The sequence below is a fragment of the Saccharothrix coeruleofusca genome (genome assembly GCF_017876325.1).
GTDB classification, from domain to species: Bacteria; Actinomycetota; Actinomycetes; order Mycobacteriales; family Pseudonocardiaceae; genus Actinosynnema; species Actinosynnema coeruleofuscum.
The window spans coordinates 846,421-868,193 of sequence record NZ_JAGINV010000001.1; the positions used below are offsets into that span (position 1 = coordinate 846,421).

Annotated in this window: 20 protein-coding genes and 1 pseudogene; 14 read left to right on the forward strand and 7 right to left on the reverse strand. The window is 72.4% G+C overall.

Translation table 11 applies throughout. From position 1 onward, the window contains the following. Window positions 1–38 precede the first annotated feature (38 nt). Both JOF41_RS04150 and JOF41_RS04155 read left to right on the forward strand, forming a co-directional pair. On the forward strand, window positions 39–284 hold the full coding sequence (locus JOF41_RS04150; RefSeq protein ID WP_189226031.1) for a DUF3040 domain-containing protein: 246 nt from the start codon (window positions 39–41) through the stop codon (window positions 282–284). Between the two features lie 42 nt (window positions 285–326). Then, window positions 327–1,955, forward strand: a complete 1,629-nt coding sequence (locus JOF41_RS04155) for an ABC-F family ATP-binding cassette domain-containing protein (protein ID WP_209616248.1) — start codon at window positions 327–329, stop codon at window positions 1,953–1,955. Window positions 1,956–2,060: 105 nt separating this feature from the next. On the opposite strand, the gene JOF41_RS04160 is transcribed toward JOF41_RS04155, so the two are convergent. The 4 genes and pseudogenes from JOF41_RS04160 to rocD all read right to left on the reverse strand — a co-directional run bounded on the left by JOF41_RS04160 (window position 2,061) and on the right by rocD (window position 6,394). Then, complete coding sequence (locus tag JOF41_RS04160) at window positions 2,061–2,921, reverse strand: NAD(P)H-hydrate dehydratase (protein WP_189226029.1); 861 nt, start codon at window positions 2,919–2,921, stop codon at window positions 2,061–2,063. After that, window positions 2,899–3,624, reverse strand: a complete 726-nt coding sequence (locus tag JOF41_RS04165) for a histidine phosphatase family protein (RefSeq protein WP_189226028.1) — start codon at window positions 3,622–3,624, stop codon at window positions 2,899–2,901. The genes JOF41_RS04160 and JOF41_RS04165 overlap by 23 nt, the downstream gene beginning before the upstream one ends. A gap of 30 nt (window positions 3,625–3,654) precedes the next feature. Further along, window positions 3,655–5,029: pseudogene (locus JOF41_RS04170) on the reverse strand (DUF2252 domain-containing protein). 144 nt (window positions 5,030–5,173) lie between these two features. Further along, window positions 5,174–6,394: an ornithine--oxo-acid transaminase gene (rocD, locus tag JOF41_RS04175; protein ID WP_209616251.1), complete on the reverse strand. Its 1,221-nt coding sequence runs from the start codon at window positions 6,392–6,394 to the stop codon at window positions 5,174–5,176. A 180-nt stretch (window positions 6,395–6,574) separates the two neighbouring features. Here rocD and JOF41_RS04180 point away from each other — a divergent pair, with 180 nt between their 5' ends. From JOF41_RS04180 to JOF41_RS04205, 6 genes are all read left to right on the forward strand, one after another. Further along, complete coding sequence (locus JOF41_RS04180; protein ID WP_189226103.1) at window positions 6,575–7,405, forward strand: PPK2 family polyphosphate kinase; 831 nt, start codon at window positions 6,575–6,577, stop codon at window positions 7,403–7,405. Between the two features lie 139 nt (window positions 7,406–7,544). Then, window positions 7,545–8,597, forward strand: coding sequence for a lactonase family protein (locus JOF41_RS04185; RefSeq protein WP_244989503.1), 1,053 nt, complete (start codon window positions 7,545–7,547; stop codon window positions 8,595–8,597). 49 nt (window positions 8,598–8,646) lie between these two features. Beyond that, complete coding sequence (locus JOF41_RS04190) at window positions 8,647–9,384, forward strand: SGNH/GDSL hydrolase family protein (protein WP_189226024.1); 738 nt, start codon at window positions 8,647–8,649, stop codon at window positions 9,382–9,384. Between the two features lie 57 nt (window positions 9,385–9,441). After that, complete coding sequence (locus JOF41_RS04195; RefSeq protein ID WP_229796109.1) at window positions 9,442–10,236, forward strand: HipA family kinase; 795 nt, start codon at window positions 9,442–9,444, stop codon at window positions 10,234–10,236. Beyond that, window positions 10,220–10,609 carry a DUF3037 domain-containing protein gene (locus JOF41_RS04200; RefSeq protein ID WP_209616254.1) on the forward strand — a complete coding sequence of 130 codons (390 nt, stop codon included), beginning with the start codon at window positions 10,220–10,222 and terminating at the stop codon, window positions 10,607–10,609. Before JOF41_RS04195 ends, JOF41_RS04200 begins: the two co-directional genes overlap by 17 nt. A gap of 72 nt (window positions 10,610–10,681) precedes the next feature. Then, complete coding sequence (locus JOF41_RS04205) at window positions 10,682–11,695, forward strand: LCP family protein (protein WP_189226021.1); 1,014 nt, start codon at window positions 10,682–10,684, stop codon at window positions 11,693–11,695. A gap of 167 nt (window positions 11,696–11,862) precedes the next feature. On the opposite strand, the gene JOF41_RS37620 is transcribed toward JOF41_RS04205, so the two are convergent. Next, window positions 11,863–11,988 (reverse strand): hypothetical protein, encoded by a 126-nt coding sequence (locus JOF41_RS37620; protein ID WP_268248850.1) that lies wholly within the window; start codon window positions 11,986–11,988, stop codon window positions 11,863–11,865. A 459-nt stretch (window positions 11,989–12,447) separates the two neighbouring features. Here JOF41_RS37620 and JOF41_RS04210 point away from each other — a divergent pair, with 459 nt between their 5' ends. The 4 genes from JOF41_RS04210 to JOF41_RS04225 all read left to right on the forward strand — a co-directional run bounded on the left by JOF41_RS04210 (window position 12,448) and on the right by JOF41_RS04225 (window position 15,873). After that, window positions 12,448–12,999, forward strand: coding sequence for a phosphatase PAP2 family protein (locus JOF41_RS04210; RefSeq protein ID WP_189226020.1), 552 nt, complete (start codon window positions 12,448–12,450; stop codon window positions 12,997–12,999). After that, entirely contained in the window at window positions 12,996–14,453 is a 1,458-nt protein-coding gene (locus tag JOF41_RS36580) for a sensor histidine kinase (protein WP_209616258.1), read from the forward strand. Before JOF41_RS04210 ends, JOF41_RS36580 begins: the two co-directional genes overlap by 4 nt. Window positions 14,454–14,472: 19 nt before the next feature. Further along, the gene (locus tag JOF41_RS04220) at window positions 14,473–15,129 is read left to right on the forward strand and encodes a response regulator (protein WP_189226018.1); all 657 of its coding nucleotides are present in this window, start codon (window positions 14,473–14,475) and stop codon (window positions 15,127–15,129) included. Window positions 15,130–15,555: 426 nt separating this feature from the next. Further along, on the forward strand, window positions 15,556–15,873 hold the full coding sequence (locus JOF41_RS04225; RefSeq protein WP_189226017.1) for a hypothetical protein: 318 nt from the start codon (window positions 15,556–15,558) through the stop codon (window positions 15,871–15,873). 106 nt (window positions 15,874–15,979) lie between these two features. On the opposite strand, the gene secA2 is transcribed toward JOF41_RS04225, so the two are convergent. Next, window positions 15,980–18,298 carry an accessory Sec system translocase SecA2 gene (gene secA2, locus JOF41_RS04230; protein ID WP_209616261.1) on the reverse strand — a complete coding sequence of 773 codons (2,319 nt, stop codon included), beginning with the start codon at window positions 18,296–18,298 and terminating at the stop codon, window positions 15,980–15,982. A 250-nt stretch (window positions 18,299–18,548) separates the two neighbouring features. Between secA2 and JOF41_RS04235 the strand changes: the two genes are divergently transcribed. After that, window positions 18,549–19,466 (forward strand): sporulation protein, encoded by a 918-nt coding sequence (locus JOF41_RS04235; RefSeq protein WP_189226015.1) that lies wholly within the window; start codon window positions 18,549–18,551, stop codon window positions 19,464–19,466. A gap of 429 nt (window positions 19,467–19,895) precedes the next feature. Here the strand turns inward: JOF41_RS04235 and JOF41_RS04240 are convergent, their stop codons facing one another. Continuing rightward, window positions 19,896–20,507, reverse strand: a complete 612-nt coding sequence (locus JOF41_RS04240; protein ID WP_189226014.1) for a TetR/AcrR family transcriptional regulator — start codon at window positions 20,505–20,507, stop codon at window positions 19,896–19,898. Between the two features lie 90 nt (window positions 20,508–20,597). Between JOF41_RS04240 and JOF41_RS04245 the strand changes: the two genes are divergently transcribed. After that, window positions 20,598–21,746 carry an acyl-CoA dehydrogenase family protein gene (locus tag JOF41_RS04245; protein WP_189226013.1) on the forward strand — a complete coding sequence of 383 codons (1,149 nt, stop codon included), beginning with the start codon at window positions 20,598–20,600 and terminating at the stop codon, window positions 21,744–21,746. Window positions 21,747–21,773 lie beyond the last annotated feature (27 nt).

Consider the following 21,773-nt stretch of genomic DNA (forward strand, 5'->3'; position numbering starts at 1 on the left):
CTGCTCTGCTGCCTTGGGGAAGTCGGGAGGAGTGGGCGATGCTGAGCGAGTCGGAACGCAGAACGCTGGACGAGATCGAGCACCGGCTCGCGGTGGAGGAACCGGCACTGGCCAGCGCGCTGGTGGAGGGACGCCCCCTGCACCCGGTGGTGCACTACGCGCTCGCGGGCGTGTTCGGCGGCCTGGGCGTGCTGCTGCTGGTGCTGGGCGTGGTCGGGCCAGCGCTGGCGTCGATCGGCTTCGGCTCCCTGCTCATGCTGCTGCGCGGTTACACCTGGCGCTGACCTCCCGGAATTCACTCGCTTCCCGGCCCGCGCGCGGTCACCATGCCGCACGTGGGTTTTCTCGACGCGAACGGCCTCGCCTTCCGCCTGCCCGACGGGCGCGAGCTGTTCCACGACGTCTCGTTCAAGGTCGGCGCGGGCTCGGTGGTGGCGCTGGTGGGCGCCAACGGGGTCGGCAAGACCACGCTGCTGCGCCTGCTGTCCGGTGAGCTGACCCCGGCCGCGGGCAGCGTCCGGGTGCAGGGCGGGCTGGGGGTGATGCCGCAGTTCGTCGGCTCGGTCCGCGACGACAGCTGCGTGCGCGACCTGCTGCTGGCCGCGTCACCGCCCGCGCTGCGCGCCGCGGCGGCCGAGCTGGACGAGGCCGAGCTGGCGATGATGGAAGCCGACGACGAGCCCGCGCAGCTGCGCTACGCCGAGGCGCTGGCCGGGTGGGGCGAGGTGGGCGGCTACGACGCCGAGGTGCTGTGGGACACGGTGACCGTGGCCGCGTTGGGCGTGCCGTTCGACCGCGCGCGGTTCCGGGAGGTGCGCACGCTCTCCGGCGGCGAGCAGAAGCGCCTGGTGCTGGAGGCGCTGCTGCGCGGCCCGGAGCAGGTGCTGCTGCTCGACGAGCCGGACAACTACCTGGACGTGCCCGGCAAGCGGTGGCTGGAGCAGCGCCTCGCCGAGACGCCCAAGGCCGTGCTGCTGGTCAGCCACGACCGCGAGCTGCTGGCGGTCGCGGCCACCCACGTGGTCACCGTCGAGGCGCACTCGGCCTGGGTGCACACCGGCTCGTTCGCCTCGTGGCACGACGCCCGCGCCGCCCGGATCGAGCGGCTGGCCGAGCTGCACCGCCGCTGGGACGAGGAGCACGCGCGGCTGCGCGAGCTGGTGCGCACCCTCCAGGTCCAGGCCACCATCAGCGAGGCCATGGCGGCCAAGTACCGCGCCATGCAGACCAGGCTGCGCAAGTTCGAGGAGGCCGGGCCGCCGCCGGAGCTGCCGGTGGACGAGAAGGTCACCCCGAGGCTGCGCGGCGGTCGCACCGCGGTGCGCGCGATCACCTGCCAGGCGCTGGAGCTGACCGGCCTGATGAAACCGTTCGACACCGAGGTCTTCTTCGGCGACCGGGTGGCCGTGCTGGGCTCCAACGGCTCGGGCAAGAGCCACTTCCTGCGCCTGCTGGGCGGTGACGAGGTGGCGCACGAGGGTGCGTGGCGGTTGGGCTCGCGCGTGGTGCCCGGCCTGTTCGCGCAGACCCACCAGCACCCCGAGTGGCATGGCCGGACGCTGGTGGACATCCTCTGGCACGGCGACGCGGGCCGCCCCGGTCGCGACCGCGGCGCGGCCATGGCGGCACTGCGCCGCTACGGCCTGGACCAGCGCGGCGACCAGCGGTTCGAGAGCCTGTCGGGCGGCCAGCAGGCCCGGTTCCAGGTGCTGCTGCTGGAGCTGTCCGGCGCGACCCTGCTGCTGCTCGACGAGCCCACCGACAACCTCGACCTGACCTCGGCCGAGGCGCTGCAGCGGGCGCTGGAGGAGTTCACCGGCACGGTGGTGGCGGTGACGCACGACCGCTGGTTCGCCCGCTCGTTCGACCGCTTCCTGCTGTTCCGCTCGGACGGCGAGGTGGTCGAGGTGGACGAGCCGGTGTGGGACGAGGCACGGGTGCGCAGAGCCCGCTGACCCGCGTCGGCAAGTACTACCCGACCCGCCCCAGCGGGCAGGTGACTACTACCCGGCCCCTGGGTGCGAACGTCGCACCCAGGGGCTCGGGCGTCGGCTCGCGCGCTAACGCGTGCGCAGCTCCACCAGCACCTGCGGCACCTCGTCGAGCAGTTCGCGCGCCAGCATCCCGGTCAGGCCGGTGCGCGGCACCAGCCGCTGCCCGGCCATGGCGTGCACGTGGCCCGCCCAGCAGGCGGCCAGCGCCAGGTCGGGCGAGCGGGCCAGCAGCCCGCCCACCAGACCCGCCAGCACGTCGCCGCTACCCGATGTGGACAGTCCGATGTGGCCGGTGCTGTCCTGCCACAGCCGCCCGTCCGGCGCGGCCACCACACCCATCAGGTTGACCACGGCGTCGTGCTTGGCGGCGATCTCCCGCGCCGCCGAGACGTGGTCGTCGACCTCCGCGTCCAGCAGGTAGCCCGCCTCGACGTCGTTGGGCGTGAGCACCATGCGGCCCCGCACCGGGTCGCCCAGCGAGGGGTGCGTGCCCAGCGCTCCGAGCGCGAAGGCGTCCAGCACCACCGGGCTGTCCGGCGCGACCATGGGCAGCAGGCGCTCCAGCAGCGCGGCGGTCTCGTCGACGTCGGTCAGCCCCGGCCCGATCACCAGCGACTGGGCCTTGGGCACGAAGTCGGCCAGCACGTCGGCCGCGTCGCGGGACACCGCCCCGGAGGACGCCTCGGGCAGCCCCACCACCAGCGCCTCGGGCACGGCCAGCCCCAGCCCGCCCGCGTGCCGCTCGGCGGTGGCCATCTGCAGCGTCCCCGCACCGGTGCGCAGCGCCGCGATGCCGCTGAGCAGCACCGCGCCCGGCACCCGGCGCGACCCGCCGACCACCAGCACGGTGCCGCGCTCCTCGTGCTCGGGCAACCAGTCGCGCAGCAGCGCGGAGGTGACCGGCTCAGGCTGAGTGCGCTGCTTCATCCTCGGACTCCGTGGGCCGGGCGCCGTGGGCGCGCAGGTGGTCGGTGACGTGCTCGTGCTCCAGCTCGAACCCCCGCTCGCCGCGCACCCACGAGGTGAGCGAGCCGTTGGGGACCACCGTGTTGTGGGCGATGGCGAGGATGTCCCGCTCGGGGACGCACTCCAGCAGGTAGCGCAGCAGGTGGGCGGTCACCTCGTGGGCGAACAGCAGCACCCGCCGCCCCCGGTGCACCCGCTCCAGGTCGCCGAGCAGCGCCCGCAGCCGCAGCGCCACGTCGGCCCAGGACTCACCGCCCGGCGGCCGGTAGTAGAACTTGCCCAGCCGCCGCTTGCGCGCCAGCTCCTCGGGATAGCGGGCGGCCACGCCGTGCGTGGTGAGCAGGTCCAGCACGCCCAGCTCGCGGTCCCGCAGCCGCTCGTCGACCAGCATCAGCGGGTGCCCGCGCAGCGCCGTCCTGGCGGTGTCCAGCGCCCGCAGGTAGGGCGAGGACACCACCACGTCGGGCCACTGGGCGCGCGGCAGCTCGGCGAACCAGCGGGCCAGCGCCTCGGCCTGCCTCCTGCCCTGTTCGGACAGCGGGACGTCGGCGTCCCGCTCCGCGATGTCGATCACCTCGTGCCCGCCCGACTCGGCGACCTCCCTGGCCACGTTGCCGGTGCTCTCGCCGTGCCTGATCAGTCCGATCCACGCGAAGTCCGTCACCCCCGGCAACGTACCCAGAGCCGGGCGCGGCTACTCGACCAGCGCCGGAACTCGACCCGACCGCACCGCCGCGACCAGCGCCTCGTGGTCGGCGCAGGTCTGGTCGGCGTAGTCCAGCGCGTACTTGGCGAACGCCTCGTCCAGCTCCTCGCCGTCGGCGCAGTACCCGGCCAGCAGGCGCGGGTCCAGGGAGCGGCTGTGCGCGCGGGCCAGCAGCGCGCCCGCGAACCGGCCGTAGTCGTCCAGGTCGTCGCGCTTGAGCGCGGTCGCGTCGATCTCGCCCTTGCGGTTGCGGAACTGCCGCACGATGAACGGCCGCCCCTCGATGGTCGTCCACCCCAGCAGGATGTCGGTCTCCGCCTGCACCAGCCGCGCGCCGTGCACCACCCGCTTGCCCTCGTGCTTGGCCTCGGGCACGTCCAGGAACGGCGCCAGCGCGGACCGCCTGGCCTCCTTGGCCTGCAGCACCAGCGCCTCGTCGCCGTTGCCGCGCAACAGGATCAGGTAGTTGCGCAGGCCCACGCTGCCGGTGCCCACGACGCGGAAGGCCACGTCGACCACGCCGTAGCGCATGATCAGGTTGAAGCGGGACTCGCGCAGGGTGTCCACGTAGGCGGGCAGCGCGCCGACCACGGCCCGTGCGGTCGCGTCGTCGACGCGGGTCAGCACCGGCGGGTCGGGCACGAACCGCCAGTGCTCGCCGTCGCGCCGGGTCCACCGGGCCGCGACCCGCGCGGCTGGTGTTCTTGCGCGCCTTGGCCGCGGCCTTGGTGAACGCGCCGGTCAGGTCGTCGGCCTTGGCCTTGGACAGCACCGACTCGTCGCCCAGCGCGCCCCACGACTCCAGGAACGGCATCCCGGCCAGGTGCCGGACCGCGCCGCGGTAGGCGCGCACGGCGTCCTCGGCGGCGTCCCGGCAGCCCTTGTCCGACACGCCGCCCTCGCGGCCCGCGAGAACCAGCGAGGTGGCCAACCGCTTGAGGTCCCACTCCCACGGGCCCGGCAGCGTCTCGTCGAAGTCGTTGACGTCCATGATGATCTGCCCTTCGGGCGTGCCGAAGAGGCCGAAGTTGGCCGCGTGCGCGTCGCCGCACAGCTGGGCGGTCAGGCCGCTGCGGACGCCCGCGGCCAGGTCGCCCGCCATCAGGCCCGCGCTGCCGCGCAGGAACGAGTAGGGGGAGGCGATCATCCGGCCGACGCGCAGCGGCACCAGGTCGGGCAGCCTGCCCTCGTTGGTGCGCTCGACGTACTCGACCACGGAGGGCCGGTCGGCGGCGAGCAGCACCTTGCGGTGGGACTGGTGCCCCACCGCCGCGCGCAGCTCGCGACCCCGCGCGCGGACCTCCTCGGGCGCGACCCACCGTCCCAGCGCGACGGCCGCTTCGGCCCGCTTGCGTTCACCCATGGCCGCCATCATGAACGCCGCGTCGGCAAGTACTACCCGTGCCCCGTCATCGCGCGCGTAACTACTACCCGGTGCGACGAGGTACCGGGTCGGGTAGTGGTCAGCGGCCCCAGTGGGCGGGTCGGGTGGTACTTGCCGACGCGGTCAGGCGCTGGCGACAACCTGGGCAATTGCGTCAATACCCCGGTCCAGCTCGTCCCTGGTGATCACCAGCGGGGGCGCCACCCGGAGCGTCGTGTCGTGGGTCTCCTTGCACAGCACACCGCGCTCGGCCAGCGCCTCGGACGCCTGCCGCCCGCGCGGGCCGCCCGGCGCGATCTCCACGCCCGCCCACAGCCCGCGCCCGCGCACCTCGGCCACCCCGCGCCCGACCAGCTCGCCCAGCCGCCCGTGCAGGTGCGCGCCCAGCTCGCGGGAGCGCTGCTGGAACTCGCCGGTGGCCAGCAGCCGCACCACCGCCCGCCCGACCGCGCAGGCCAGCGGGTTGCCGCCGAAGGTCGAGCCGTGCTCGCCGGGCCGCAGCACGCCCAGCACCGCGCGGCTGCCGACCACCGCCGACACCGGCACGATGCCGCCGCCCAGCGCCTTGCCCAGCGTGTACAGGTCGGCCCGGACGCCCTCGTGGTCCAGCGCCAGCAGCTCACCGGTGCGTCCCAGCCCGGACTGGATCTCGTCCGCGATCATCAGCGCGTTGTGCTCGTCGCACAGCCCGCGCACGCCCGCCAGGTAGCCCGAGGGCGGGACCACCACACCCGCCTCGCCCTGGATCGGCTCGATCAGCACCGCGGCGGTGCGCTCGGTGATCGCCCCGGCCAGCGCGGCCAGGTCGCCGTAGGGCACGACCTTGAAACCGGGCGTGAACGGGCCGAAGTCGGCGCGCGCGGTGTCGTCGGTGGAGAAGGACACGATGGTGGTGGTGCGGCCGTGGAAGTTCGACCCGGCCACCACGATCTCGGCCGTCCCCTCGGGCACCCCCTTGACCCGGTAGGCCCACTTGCGGGCGACCTTGATGGCCGACTCGACGGCCTCCGCGCCGGAGTTCATGGCCAGCACCATCTCGGTGCCGGTCAGCTCGGCCAGCTCCCGGCAGAACGGGCCGAACTGGTCGTGGTGGAACGCGCGGCTGGTCAGCGTGACCCGACCCAGCTGCGCCACCGCGGCGGCCACCAGTTCCGGGTGCCGGTGGCCGAAGTTCAACGAGGAGTAGCCGGACAGGAAGTCCAGGTAGCGACGCCCCTCGACGTCGGTCACCCACGCGCCCTCGCCGTGCGAGATCACGACCGGCAGCGGGTGGTAGTTGTGCGTGCTCCACTCCTCGTCGAGTGCGATGAACTGCCCGGTGCTGGGAGCGGCGATGGCGGTCATACCACCAGGCTAAGGGGCTTGAGGTAGCGATTTCAGCCGTCGAGTGTTGCGCCTTGGCTAACTTCGTTGCGCAATTCCGCTCATCTCCGATGATCCGTTGCGCGGGGGATAGCGCCTGGTCGGTCCGGCTACCCTACGACGGTGGTGAACAAGTCCGCGCAGGTCCGTTCGGCCCGAGACGTGTTCCTGGTCGACCCGGCGGAGTTCGACCTGGCACGGGTGGACCCGGCGGCAACCCCGGTCGGCCCCCTCGCCAAGCGGGCCGCGGCCGAGGCGATGACGAGCATCGGCGAGCAACTGGACCAGCTGCAGGAAATCCTGTTCGCCGAGGGGCTCGGCGGTGGGCGCAGGCGCGTGCTGCTGGTGCTGCAGGGCATGGACACCTCCGGCAAGGGCGGCACCATCCGGCACGTCGCCGGCCTGGTCAACCCGCAGGGCCTGCGCATCGCCTCGTTCAAGAAGCCGACCGAGGAGGAGTCGCGGCACGACTTCCTGTGGCGCATCCGCCGCGAGGTGCCCCCGCCCGGCTACATCGGCGTGTTCGACCGCTCGCACTACGAGGACGTGCTGGTCCCCCGGGTGGAGGAACTGGTGCCCGAATCCGAGTGGCGCGACCGCTACCGGCGGATCAACGCCTTCGAGCACGAGCTGGCCGAGCAGGGCGTGACGATCGTGAAGTGCTTCCTGCACATCTCGCCCGAGCGGCAGAGGGAGCGGCTGATCGCGCGGCTGGAGAACCCGGTCAAGCGGTGGAAGTACGATCCGGGCGACCTGGCCGTGCGCGGGAAGTTCTCGCTCTACCAAGCGGCCTACTCCGACGCGCTGCGCGAGTGCTCGACCGCTGTGGCGCCCTGGTACGCCATCCCCGCGGACCGCAAGTGGTACCGCAACTGGGCGGTGGCGCAGGTGCTGCTGGAAGCGCTGCGCGACCTCGCGCCGGTCTACCCGCGGCCGACGTACGATCCGCGGGTGGAGCTGGCCAAGATCAAGGAGCGCGATCCGCTGCGCTGAGCGCGGTCTTCGGCGCACCCCTTGTCGGGTCGGAAAGGTCTAGGCCACTGTGGTGACCGCCGCGGGCGAGCTGAGCGGAGGTCGGTGCGTGGTGCTGAACAGGCGACGGTTCCTGGGAGCCGTGGGAGCGGGGTTGTTGATGACGGAGTCGGTCGCGCAGGCGCAACCGGGGGCGCGGGCCTACCTGGGGACGTACACCTCCTGGGAGGGCGGGGGAACCGGGATCGGGCTGGCGTCCTACGACCGCGCCACCGGGCGGCTGCGGGCCACCGGCGTGGTCGCGGGCGTGCCCAACCCCTCCTTCGTGATCCGCGAGGGCCGCAGGCTCTACGCCGTCAACGAGCAGCAGGACGGCGCCGTCACCGCGCTGTCGATCGGCCCCGACGGCGTGCCGCAGGTGATCAACACCCAGTCCACCGGCGGGGCCGACCCCTGCCACCTGGCGCTGCACCGCGGGTTCGTGCTCTCGGCCAACTACAGCTCCGGCAGCGTGTCGGTGCACCCGGTGCGGCCCGACGGCGGCCTGGGCGAGCGCGCGGACCTGGTCCGGCACGAGGGCTCCGGCCCCGACCCCGAGCGCCAGGAGGGCCCGCACGCGCACCAGGTGCTGCCCGACCCGACCGGCGAGTTCGTCCTGGCCGTGGATTTGGGCACCGACTCGGTGTTCAGCTACCGGCTCGGCGACGACGGCAGGCTGTCGCCGGTCGACGAGGCGAAGCTCCAGCCCGGCGCGGGGCCCAGGCACCTGGCGTTCCACCCCGGCGGCAGGCACGCCTACATCGCCAACGAACTGGACTCCACGATCGTGGTGGCCTCCTACGACCGGGGCGTGCTCAAGCCGGGCCAGGTGCTGAGCACCCTGCCCGCGAACGCCCCCACCACGCCCCGCAACTACCCGGCCGAGGTGCTGGTGTCCCCGGACGGCCGGTTCGTCTACCTGTCCAACCGCGGCCACGACAGCGTCGCGGTGTTCGCCGTCGAGCACGGCGGCGCGCGGCTGCGGCTGGTCGAGGCGACCCCGGTGGGCGGGCGCTACCCCCGGCACATCACCCTCGACAGCACCGGCGGGCTGCTGTTCGCCGCCAACCAGAACTCCAACGCCGTGACGACCTTCGCGGTCGACCGCGAGTCGGGGCGGCTGCGGCTGTCGAGCACCTTCACGACCCCCATCCCGGTGTGCGTGGCGCTCTGACGGGTTAACCGCCTGGGGCGGCGGGCCGCCGGGTGGTACGCCGGATGCCATGAACCTGGTGGCAGCGGTCCTGCTGGTGGCACTGGTACCCGCGCCCGCCGCGCCGGAGCACGTCGCGCTGGGCGACTCCTACGCGGCGGGCACGGGAGCGGGCGGGGAGAGCGGCGAGTGCAAGCGCAGCGACGGCGCGCACCCCGCGCTGCTCGCCGCCGCGCGCGGTGCCGCGCTGCTGTTCGAGGCGTGCGCCGGGGCGACCACGGCCGAGGTGGCGGGGCAGGCCCAGCGGGTGTCCCGGCACACCGCGCTGGTCACCATCACCGTCGGCGGCAACGACGCGGGGTTCGTGGACGTGATGACCACGTGCGTGCTCCGGGGCGAAGAGGCGTGCCTGCAGCGGGTCGAGGTCGCCGAGCGGTTCGCCCGCACCGACCTGCCGGGCCGACTGGCGGGCCTGTACGCGGCGGTCCGCGCCCGGACCGCCGCGCGGGTCCTGGTCATGGGCTATCCCAGGGTGTTCGAGCCGGACCCGTGCCCGCTCGGGCTGGGCGAGCGCAAGCGGCAGGCCCTCAACCGCGCCACCGACGCGCTGGTCGAGGTCACCGCGGCCGAGGCGGGGAAGGCGGGCTTCGTCTTCGTCGACGTGCGAGACGAGTTCGCGGGGCACGGGGTGTGCGGCGATTCGCCCTGGGTGCACGGCGCGCGGCTGCCGGTCGGGGAGTCCTACCACCCCAACCGCGCCGGCCAGGAATCCGGCTACCTGCCCGCGCTGGCGGCAGCCGCCGGGTGAGCACCCGCCCGCAACCGGTTTGAGCCCGCCGCCGGGGGGCGGCCATGATTGCGCCCCGTGAACCACACCACCGGGCTGCGCACCGTCGCGGCCACCCGCTACGTCACGCCCCTGCGGGAGGGCGGCTCCCTGCCGGGGCTGGTCGAAGCCGACGACCTCGGCATGTACGTGCTCAAGTTCCGCGGCGCGGGCCAGGGCGTCAAGACGCTGGTCGCCGAGATCGTGGTCGGTGAGCTGGCCCGCAGGCTGGGCTTCCGGGTCCCCGAGATCGTGCTGGTGGAGCTGGACCCCGAGCTGGCGCGGGCCGAGCCCGACCAGGAGGTGCAGGAGCTGCTGCGCGCCAGCGGCGGCCTCAACCTCGGGTTGGACTACCTGCCGGGCTCGTTCGACTACAACCCCGTGGTGCGCGAGCCGGGCCAGGAGCTGGCGACCAGGCTGCTGTGGCTGGACGCGCTGGCGCTCAACGTGGACCGCAGCTGGCGCAACCCGAACACGCTGCTGTGGCACCGGCAGGTGTGGCTGATCGACCACGGCGCCTCGCTGTACTTCCACCACTCGTGGCGGCCCGATCGCTTCCCCGCCAAGGAGTACCGCTTCGACGCCGCCGACCACCTGATGCTGCCCTTCGCGGGACCGCTGACCGAGGTCGACCGCGAGCTGTCCGCGCGGGTGACGCCCGAGCTGGTCGCCGAGGTGCTGGCGCTGGTGCCCGACGCCTGGCTGGACCAGGACGAGGCGTTCGGCGAACCGGACCGGGTCCGCGCCGCCTACCAGGAGTTCTTCGCGGCCCGCTTGGCGCGGCCGCGGACGTGGGTCGAATCGTTGGAGGCCGCTCGTGCCGCACGTGTTTGAGTACGCGCTGCTGCGCGCGGTGCCGCGGCAGGAGCGCGGCGAGTTCGTCAACGTCGGCGTGCTGGTCTACTGCGCCGCGCTGGACTTCCTGGGGGCCAGGGTGCACGTCGACGAGCGGCGGCTGCGCGCGCTCGACCCGTTCGTCGACGTGGAATCGCTGGAGGCGAGCCTGCGCCACCTGGGCGTGTCCTGCGACGGCGCGGCCGAGGCCGGGCCGGTGTCGCGGACCTCGGCGGGGCAGCGGTTCCGCTGGCTGACCGCGCCGCGCAGCACCATCATCCAGACCTCGCCCACGCACACCGGGCTGACCGACGACCCGGCGGCCGAGCTGGACCGCCTGCTGACCGCGCTCGTGCTGCCCCTGGAACACTAGGGTGGCAACCTCTTCGCTCGCACCGCGTCTACTCCAGTGCGAGCAAGTCACTGACACGGATCGGGGTCGCGCATGAGCGCTGGATACCACCACGGGTACCAGCAGAACGCCGGGTACCGCCCGGCGCCGCAGCGCCGCAAGCCCAGGGTGGGCCGGATCGTCCTGCTGGTGCTGGTGGTGCTGCTGGCCGCCGGGATCGGGTTGTGGGTGTACGTGGACTCGTCGCTGCGCCGCATCGACGCCCTGCCCGACTACGAGGGCCGCCCGGCCGACACGCCGGGCACGAACTGGCTGCTGGTCGGCTCGGACGCCCGCGACGACCTCAGCGAGGAGCAGAAGGCCGCGCTGTCCACAGGGGACGCGGGCGGTCGTCGCACGGACACCATCATGGTGCTGCACATCCCCGAGGGCTCGGGGAACTCCACGCTCGTGAGCGTTCCGCGCGACTCCTACGTCGACATCCCCGGCAACGGCAAGAACAAGATCAACGCGGCGTTCGCGATCGGCGGCGCGCCGCTGCTGGTGCAGACCGTCGAGGGCGCCACGGGCCTGCGCGTCGACCACTACATGGAGATCGGCTTCGGCGGGTTCGCGGGCATCGTCGACGCGGTCGGCGGTGTGGAGATGTGCATCGAGGAGCCGATGAAGGACCCGCTGGCGGGACTGGACCTGCAGCCGGGCTGCCAGGAGCTGGACGGCGCGCAGGCGCTCGGGTTCGTGCGCTCCCGCGCGTTCGCCACCGCGGACCTGCAACGCGTGCAGAACCAGCGCAAGTTCCTCGCCGCGCTGTCGGACCGGGCCACCAGCGCGAGCGTGCTGGCCAACCCGTTCCGCGCGTTCCCGCTGCTGTTCGCCGCCACCGACTCCATCTCGGTGGACGACGACGACCACCTGCACAACCTGGCCGGGATGGCGTTCGGCATGGGCGGCGGCGTGGACACCGCGACGGTCCCGGTCGGCGGCACGCCCACGGTGCCCGGTGCGGGCTCGGTCGTGCAGTGGAACCGGGAGAACGCGCTGCGCCTGTTCGGCGCGCTGGAGAAGGACGAGCCGGTTCCCGCGGACCTGCTCCAGCAGCCGAAGTAGCGGCGGTCGTCGCCGCGCGGCGGTGCGGCCGACGGGCGGCGTGGAAAGCCTGATCGCGCGGACGGAGGGGGTGGGGCGGTGCCGCGCCACCCCCTCTTCGGCTCATCGCGCGTCCGGGTCCTCTCGACCGCGCTGACGCATCGGTGGAGTCCGCCCACGAGGTGGAATTAGCCCTGCGCTTCGGCGGGCTGCTCGTCGGGGGTCGGTGCCGCGTCCCCCTCGACGGCCGGCGCGACTCCGACGATGTCCTCGAACTCGCGCATCAGGTCGTCGTAGATCGGCGTGAGTGACACTTGGTAACTCCCGTAGTCGGTTTGGTCCCCCGATCGGACCAAGGCAGCGTACTGCGGACTACCCCGCACCTTCGCCCGGTATTCACGAAATCCTGCTCCGCACGCTGTGCGTTGGCTAAACGCGCATGATCAGCGTCACTCGTGCGGGTTGTTCACATGATCTTGAACAGCCCGGAGCACGCCCTGTTCTCCCTGCTGCGGAAGGTGGTGCCGCCATTCTTCCGCCGTCCTTCCAGCACCGGCCACCGCACGCGCGTGACGGGATCGCCGACTTGTGATCAACATCTCCGGCGCTTGCCGGCAGGGCTTCCCGCCGTCTGACGGGCCGGTCCTCAGCGGGGCGGGACCGCGTCGGTGCCGCCCTGCCGATCGGCAGGGCGGCACACCTGCCGGTCGGCAGGGTGAACACTGGGCACCCGGCAGGTGTACGTCCATGATCCATTCCGTACGGTCGGGCCCATGTCGGAAGTTCCCCTCCTCAGCGCTCACCTGTACCGCTTCGTCATCGGTCTCGCCCTGGCCACACCGCACCCCGTGCAGGTGTTCGCCGAGATCGCCACAGAAGGCGTGATCGTCCTGTTCGGGCTGTTGTTCGGTGTCGTGGTGTGGCGCGGGTGGCGCGGGTCGCCGCTGGAACGCGCGCAGGCGCTGCTCGCTCCGGGCGCGGTGGTGGTGGCCTACCTGCTCAGTGAGGGGGTCAAGGCGGTGTGGCAGCAGGACCGGCCGTGCCGGGCGCTGACCGTGCTCGCGGAGTGCCCCGAGCTGGGCGACTGGTCCTTCCCCAGCAACCACTCGACCATCGCCGGCGCGTCGGCGCTGGCGCTGTGGTGGTGCCAGCGCAACTGGGCCTGGTTCCTGGTGCCCGCGGCGCTGGGCGCGGCGGCGTCGCGGGTGTTCGTGGGCGTGCACTACCCGCACGACGTGCTGGCGGGGTTGACGCTGGGCGCGGTGGTGGCCGCCGTGCTGCTGCCGATGATCCGGTTCCTGCCACTGGCGAAGGCTCGCCGGTGAGCTGGGACCTGCGGCCGTCGCTCTGGGTGCTCGCGGGCATTCCCCTGCTGCTGGCGACCGTGGAGCGCCACTTGGCGGTGTGGGAGACCGCGCTCCACCTCGTGGTGATCGGCGTGGCCCTGACCCTGGTGAAGACCCGGCCGATCCCGGCCCTCGGCCTGGGGTGCGCGCAGTGGCTGCTCGGGTTCGTGCTGGGGGTGCTGGCTTCGAGTGCGGAGGCCTCCTTCGCCCCCGCGGCCGGGCTGCCGGTGGTGGCCTACCTGGCGGGCCGCCACAGCACCGGAGATCGCGGCCCGCTGGTGCTGGTCGCGGTGGTGTCCACGGTGTTCGCGCTCTGCCTGGCGCTCGGCGGGCTGGACACCGCCCTGCTGGCCACGGCGGTCGTCGCCGCGCTCGCGGTGGTGCCGTGGACCGTCGGCCGGTACCGGTTGCGGCACGCCGAGCTGCTGCGGCTGGGCTGGGAGCAGGCCGAGCGGCTGGAGCGCGACGTCGAGCGGGGCAGGGCGCGGGAGCGCACCCGCCTGGCCGCCGAGCTGCACGATCTGATCGGTCACGAGTTGGCCAGGGCCGCGCTCGGCGTCGGGGCGCTGGAGGTCGACCCGGCGCTGTCCGAGCAGCACAGGGCCACCGCGTCGGCGGCCCGCCAGGCCGTGACGGCCGCGGCGGAACGGCTCGCCGACGCGGTGCGGCTGCTGCGCACCGAGCCGGACGAGACCGGGTCGGTGGAGCGGCTGGTGGCGCGGGCCAGGGAGTCCGGGGTCGCCGTGGAGCTGGTCGGCCGGAGCGGCGCGCTCGACCCGGTCATCGCCCGCACGGTGCACCGGGTGGTCGCCGAGGGCATCACCAACGCGGTCAAGCACGCGCCGGGTTCGGCGGTCGTCGTGCAGCTCAGCGGGACGACCGTGCGGGTGCGCAACGGGGAGGCCCAGACGCGCGCTTCACCGCCGGGGAGCGGCTACGGGTTGATCGGCCTCGCCGAGCGGGTCGCCCTGGTGGGCGGCACCTTCACCGCCGAACCGCTGCCCGACGGCGGTTTCGAGGTGACCGCGGTGCTGCCGCCCCAGCCGATCACCTCGGCCGCGCCGACCCGCGTCCGGCGGGAGCTGGCCGAGGAGCAGGTCCGCACGGGCGTCCGCCGGATGTTCCTGGCGACACTCGGGGTGAGCGCGGCGGCCGGGCTGGCCGCGATCGGCTACATCGTGTTCGACGCGGCGACCTCGATGCTGCCCGAGGCGGAGTTCGAGCGGCTGCGGATCGGCCAGCCGGAAGCGGAGATCCCCCTGCCCTGGCGTGCGCGGGTGGACGACCCCGACGACGTCACGCCCGTCGATGCGGTGTGCCGCTACTACAGCACCCGTGCCAACCCGTTCGACGAGCGTGGCCGCGACCTGTACCGGCTGTGCTTCCGAGACGGCGTGCTGGTGGACAAGACCCTGCTGCGGCGAGGCGGCTGAGGGAGGCGAGGATGGCGGCGTGATCAGGGTGGTGCTGGCCGATGACGAGCCGGTGGTGCGCGTGGGCGTGCGCGCGGTGCTGGCCGCGGCGGGGGACGTCGAGGTGGTGGCCGAGGCCGAGGACGGCCGCACGGCGGTCGACCTGGTACTGGCCCACCGCCCGCAGGTGGCCGTGCTGGACATCAGGATGCCCGTGTTGACGGGGCTGGAAGCGGCGGCGGAACTGCGGCGGCGGGACACCGGCACCGCCGTGATGCTGCTGACCACCTTCGCCGACGACGCGAACATCGCCCGTGCGCTGGGCGCGGGCGCGTCCGGGTTCGTGCTCAAGACCGGCGACCCGCACGAGATCATCGCCGGCGTCCGCGCGGTCGCGACGGGGGCGGCCTACCTGTCGCCGCTGGTGGCCAAGCGGGTGGTCGACCACCTGTCGGGAACCGGTCCCAGGCTGCGTGAGAACGATCGCGTGGCGGGGTTGACCGACCGGGAGCGCGAGGTGCTCGGCCTGCTCGGCGCGGGACTGTCCAACGCCGAGATCGCCGCCTACCTGCACGTGGCCGAGGGCACCGTGAAGATCTACGTCAGCACGGTCATCAAGCGACTGGGGGTGCGCAACCGGGTCCAGGCGGCGGTGGTGGCCCACCAGGCCGGGCTCATCCCGGACACCACGTGCTGACGATTCGGTCGCGCCCTGTCCGCGATGAGTGCTCACACCTGGCCGCGTCCGGCTCATGTGGTGGGCGGCTATGTCGGTGCTGTGGCGCGGAAGCGATGACGAGTGTGGCGGACACCGTGACAGGCTTCCCTCATTCGGTCTACTGCGATAGCGAGGGGTCACCGCTTGCGGAAATCCGAACCCTCACCGGAATGGGCCGGAGAAACGGGTGGGGCTTGATACCGCTACTGCGCAATGCGGCACGACAACCGCCTGTGCGCTCGGCGTGAACGCTTGCGCCGCGTGGTATCCAGCGTACCTCGGCAACCTGTAGTCGCCCGATTGTGGCGTTTTTCCGGATGACAATAGGGGTAGCTGAGATGACGCAGTGAATATCGCACTGCCAGGTGATTTACGTTCACCTGCCGTGAGGTGTTCGCTTCCGGGGTGACTGAGCAACGGCGCTCGCCGCCCTCCGACCAGCAATTGGACCTCATCCGCCGCATCCAGAGCTTGGCCCAGCGGGCCGAGCGCACCGCCCACAACCGATCGAACCTGGTCGGCCCCCCGCCGTCCCAGGAGCACCTGGACATCCTCGCGGAGATCCGGGCGCTGACCGAGTGGGCGGTGGAACGAGCGGTCGCGCAACGTCGCGTGGCCGAGCGGAGTGCGGCGCACAAGAAGAAAACCAGGACCGCGGTCCCGGATCAGGGACCGCGCCCGGTGGAGAAAACCCTGGACAGCAGGCTCGTCGCGGGCAACTAGGGAAGCGGCCCCCAGCGGGATGGGGGCCGCGCCCGACCGCCTCGGCGCCGCTGCGGCATCGCTCCAACGCCGCTCCAACGCCGCTCCAACGCCGCTCCAGCGCCGCTCAGCGGCGGCGGACCAGCTTCACCAGGCCCTTGAAGGTCTCCTCCAGACCGGAGGAGAACGGGTTGTCGTTGATCAGGTAGGTCCACGTGGTGTTGGGCCGCTGCACGCCCGCGTCCTCCAGGTGCGCGCCGTCGGCGTCGATGACCACCTTGGCGAAGGTCTGCTCCGCCTCGTCCCAGGAGTCCGGCACGATCCGCTGGTATGCCGGGATGGCCTCGCGGTGGAACTCGTCCAGCGGGTTCTGCCGCGCCAGCGCCCGCAGGTGGATGCCCTCCCGCAGGTCGGTCAGGAACGTCAGGTGGTCGCTCCACCGCTGGTCCAGGTGGTGCAGGGCGATCAGCCGCGCCGCCTTCACCAGCACCTCGTGGTCGATGTCGGCCAGCTCCTCGGCCCGCTCGGGCCGCCGCTTGGACAGCTCCTCCCACGCCAGCTCGGTGGTCAGCAGCTGGTCGCGGTGCTGGAGCAGCAGCAACCGCTGGTGCTCGATGAGCTTGTTGTACCGCCAGGTGTTGCGATGGATCTCCAGGTGCACGCCTTCGGCCACGCGCTGCGCGTGCTCCATGGTGTGCAGGGCGCCGCTGTCGGTCACCCGGCCGTCCTCGGCCACCTCGATGGCCTCGTCGTAGTCGGGCACGTACTGGGCGAACAGGTCGTCCTGGAGGCTGGAGAAGAACACCGAGCCACCGGGGTCGCCCTGGCGGCCCGCGCGGCCGCGCAGCTGGTCGTCCAGCCTGCTGCTGGCGTGCCGCCCGGTGCCGATGACGTAGAGGCCGCCCAGCTCGGCGATGCGCTCGCGGTCGGTCGAGTCGTGGCCGCCCAGCCGGATGTCGGTGCCGCGGCCCGCCATCTGGGTGGACACGGTGATGCGCCCGAACGAGCCCGCGTCGGCGATGATCGCCGCCTCCTCGGCGTCGTTCTTGGCGTTGAGCACCACGCACTCCAGACCCGCCTGCGCCAGCTTGCGGGACAGCCGCTCGGACTCGGCCACGTCCAGGGTGCCGACCAGGATCGGCCGCCCGGTCTTGTGCACCTCGGCGATCTCGGTGACGATCGCGGCTTCCTTCTGCTCCAGCGTGGCGTAGAGCCGGGGCTGTTCGTCCTCCCGGACGCAGTCCACGTTCGAGGGGATGACCAGCACTTCCAGGGCGTAGAAGGTGCGCAGCTGCTCGGCCACGGCCACCGCGGTGCCGGTCATGCCGCAGACCTCGGGGTAGCGGTTGAGCAGCGCCTGCACGGTGATCGAGTCCAGCACCTCGCCCGCGTCGGTGGTCTGCACGGCCTCTTTGGCCTCCACCGCCGCCTGCAGGCCGTCCGGCCAGCGCTGGAGCTTGGCGATCCGGCCGCGGGTGTCGTTGATCAGGTGCACCTTGCCGTCGCGCACGATGTAGTCGACGTCGCGGTGCAGCAGCCACTGGGCGTGCAGCGCCACGTTGACCCTGGTCAGGGTGGTCGACACGTGCTCGTCGGAGTACAGGTCGATGCCGCCCAGCTCGCGCTCCACCAGCTCGCTGCCCGCGCCGGTGAGGTAGACGTTGCGCTCCTCGTCGTCGACCTCGAAGTGCAGGTCGCGGCGCAGCCGCTTGACCAGCTCGGCGAGCTTCGGGTCGGCCGCGGGCCCGGAGGTGGAGCCTGCCAGCACCAGCGGCACGCGGGCCTCGTCGACCAGCACCGAGTCGGCCTCGTCGACCAGGGCCACGGCGGGCTCGGGCACGATCCGGTCGGCCTCGTCGGTGGCCAGCCGGTCGCGCAGCACGTCGAAGCCGATCTCGCTGACCGAGGCGTAGGTGATCTCGGCCTGGTAGGCGGAGCGCCGCTCCTCGGGCTTGGAGCTCTGGCTGAGCCAGCCCACCGACACGCCCAGCAGCCGGTACAGCGGCCCCATCCACTCCGCGTCGCGCTGGGCCAGGTAGTCGTTGACCGAGACCACGTGCACGCGCTTGCCCTGGATGGCGAAGCCGGCGGCGGCGATGGCCCCGGCGAGGGTCTTGCCCTCACCGGTGGCCATCTCCACCACGTGCTTGTCCAGCAGGCCCAGCGCGCCGAGCACCTGCACGTCGAACGGCCGCAGGCCCAGCGCCCGGTCGGCCGCCTCGCGACCCAGCGCGACGATTTCGACCAGGTCGGCCTTGGTGAACTCGTCCTTGCCGCGCAGCGCGGCGGCGGCCTCGGTCAGCTCCTCGTCGCTGAGCTTCCCGATGTCCTCGGCGCGTGCGTTGACCTGCGTGAGCAGCGCGCGGTAGGGCGTCAGGTCGGCCGAGCCGGGCTTCTGCGCGAACCGGCGCAGCCGCTGCTTGAAGCGTCCCAGGAGAGTGGTCACGGACGGGCAACGTACGGCACGCCTCCGACGTTCCGCACGTCACCCGGTTGACTGTTCACTCAGCCGCCGTGGAGCTCTCCTTCACGGTGTCCGGGCGAGGGTGACCACCAAACCAGCCGAGCGACTGCTCGGTATGTGACCACCGTCTCATGCCGGTGGCTCAGCTAGGTCTTCGTCCAGGGGCAACCGACCTACCCGGAGGGACGTCGAAGGGGGACACTGCCCGCACAAGCCGTCCGGGAGGGCCACCGTGGTGTTCAAGAGGTTCCTGCGCGCGTTCGGAGTCGGTGGGCCGTCGGTGGACACCGTGCTGGCCAACCCCGCCGTGCGCCCCGGCGAGGTGCTGACCGGCGAGGTGCGCATCGCGGGCGGCGACCACCCGGCCGCCATCGACCTGGTCAAGCTGTCCCTGGTCACCAGGGTGGAGGTGGAGAGCGGGGACGACGAGCACAACCGCACCGTCGAGTTCGAGCGCGCCGTGGTCGGCCAGGGCGTCCAAGTCGGGCCGGGGCAGAACCTGGCGCTGCCGTTCCGGTTCCCGGTGCCGTTCGAGACGCCGCTGACGGTGGTGCACGGCCAGCCCTTGCACGGCATGACCATGGGCCTGCGCACCGAGCTGGAGGTGCGCGGCGCGGTCGACCCCGGTGACCTGGACCCGATCTCGGTGCACCCGGTCCGCTCGCAGGAGCACGTGCTCAACGCCTTCGGCGCGCTGGGCTTCCGGTTCACCCGCGCGGACAACGAGCGGGGCCGCATCCACGGCGTGCCGCAGCGGCTGCCGTTCTACCAGGAGATCGAGTTCCTGCCGCCGCAGCACTTCCTGGGCAAGATCAGCCAGGTCGAGCTGACCTTCGTCACCGACCCGCACCACCTGTACGTGGTGCTGGAGGCCGACCGCCGCGGCGGGCTGTTCCGCCAGGGCGGCGACAGCTTCGGCCACTTCGCCATGACCCACGACGACGCGCTGCGCACCGACTGGGCGGGACTGGTCCACCAGTGGATGGACCAAGTCGCCGGGCGGCGCTCCGCGCCCGGCTTCCACGGTCGGGGGCACGGTCACGGCCCCGGTGCGGGCGGCGTGGTCGCGGGCGCGGCGGCGGGCCTGTTCGGCGGGATGGTCCTGGGCGAGGCCCTCGACGAGATCGGCGACTTCTTCGAGGGCGAGTAACCCCTTCCTCCCCGCGAGTCGAACCCCCAGAACCCCTGAGTTCTACGTCCAGGTCGCGAGTCGAGCTCAGGCACCGCGAACCGAGCGTTGGGGTGCGGAAGGTGCGCTCGCCGCGCGGCAGCTCGCCAAGGATGGCGGGCTCGCGGGCACCCCGCTGCGCACGCTCCGCGCGCCTCTGGTGCGTCGGCAAGTACTACCCGAGGGGCTGGCGGGGGCCGGTAAGTACTGCCCGAAGTGCGCGGAAGCGCGGGCCAAGGCGCGGAAGTGCGGGTTGGGGTGCGTGAACGCTCGGTTCGTGGTGTCGGAACGCGCGACTCGCGGGGACGAAACGCCCGACACGCCAATGATCGGGTGACACCGGGGGCGGGCGTGTGTGTCCTGAGTGTTGTATTCGGGGGTTCGGCTCGCGGAGGGTGGGCGGGCAGGAGGTCAGGTCAGCATCCGGAGCACCAGGTCGGCGTACAGCTCGCCCACCTCGACCGGGGTGCGCGGGCCGCCTGGGCGGTACCAGCGGGCCACGTCGATGCACAGCGACAACACCGCCAGCGTGGCGCCGTCCACGTCGGGCACCTTGAACTCGCCCGCCTCGACACCCGCCTCGACCATCTCCCGCACCACGGCCTCGATCCGCCGCCGCAGCCGCACCACCTCGGTCCGGTGCTCCGGGGTCAGCGCGTTCAACTCGTACTGCACCACGCGCGCGGTGGTGTGGTGCTTCGCGTGCCACCCCGCGAACGCCGCCACCGCGGCGGTCATCCGCCGCACGGGATCGGCCTCGGGCACCGACGTCAGCACTTCCAGTGACGTGGTGTGGCCGATCCGGCTGATCTGGAAGAGCAGTTCTTCCTTGGAGCGGTAGTGGATGTAGACCGCGGCCGGGCTCATCCCGGCCTGCGCGGCGATGTCCCGCGTGGTGGTGGCGTGGTAGCCCTTCTCCGCGAACGCCCGCGCCGCGGCGACCAGCATCCGCCTGGCCGCGTCCGGGGTGACCTCGCTCCAGGTCTGTTCAAGCAGGTCGAACTCGCCTCGGGTGCTCGTCATGGGGCCTCCTTGACAGTGCGGGAGAGCGTACTGCACGCTAAGCACACGCTTAGGTCTAAGCAACCGCTTAGTATGTCCGAGGAGGGCCCAGTGCGCCGCACGCTGTTCGACGCCGACCACGAAGCGTTCCGGGAGTCGGCGCGCGAGTTCGTCGACCGGGCGGTCCGGCCGCACTACGAGAAGTTCGTGGCCCAGCGGTTCATCGACCGCGAGGTGTGGCTGGAGGCGGGCAGGCAAGGCCTGCTCGGCCTGGGGGTGCCCGAGGAGTACGGCGGCAGCGACGCGGGGGACTACCGGTTCAACGCGGTGCTGGGGGAGGAGTTGGCGGGGTTCAGCGCGGGCGTGGCCTCCTGCCTCGGCATCCACGCCGACGTGGTCGCCCCCTACCTGGTCGACCTGTGCACCGAGGAGCAGAAGCAGCGCTGGCTGCCCCGGTTCTGCTCCGGCGAGCTGACCACCGGCATCGGCATGACCGAGCCCTCCGGCGGTTCCGACCTGGCGGCGCTGCGCAGCACCGCCGTGCGCGACGGCTCGGACTGGGTCCTCAACGGCTCCAAGACCTTCATCACCAACGGCTACTCCGCGGACATGGTCGTCGTGGCGGCCCGCACCAACCCGGACGCCAAGCCCGCCAAGGGCATCACCCTGTTCGCCGTCGAGACCGGCATGAAGGGCTTCGAGCGCGGTCGCAAGCTGGACAAGGTGGGCCAGCCCGAGTCCGACACCGCCGAGCTGTTCTTCGACAACGTCCGGCTGCCCGCCGACAACGTCATCGGCGAGGTCGACCGCGGCTTCGTGCACATGATGGAGCGGCTGCCGCAGGAGCGGCTGGGCGGCGCGATCTCCAACCTGGCGCACGCCAAGCAGATCCTGGTCGAGACCATCGCCTACGCCAAGGAGCGCAAGGCGTTCGGCCAGGCGATCGGGTCCTTCCAGCACAACAAGTTCGTGCTCGCCGAGCTGGTCACCAAGGTCGACGTGACGCAGGCGTTCGTGGACCAGTGCACCCTGGCGCACACCAGGGGCGAGCTGAGCGCGGTGGACGCCGCCAAGGCCAAGTACTGGAGCGCCGACGTGCAGAACGAGGTCATCGACGCCTGCGTGCAGCTGCACGGCGGCTACGGCTACATGACCGAGTACCGCGTGGCGCGCGCGTGGATGGACGCCCGCGTGACCCGGATCTGGGCGGGCTCCAACGAGATCATGAAGGAACTCATCGGCCGCGACCTGGGCCTGTAGTCGTCTCTTCCCGCGAGAGGTTCAACT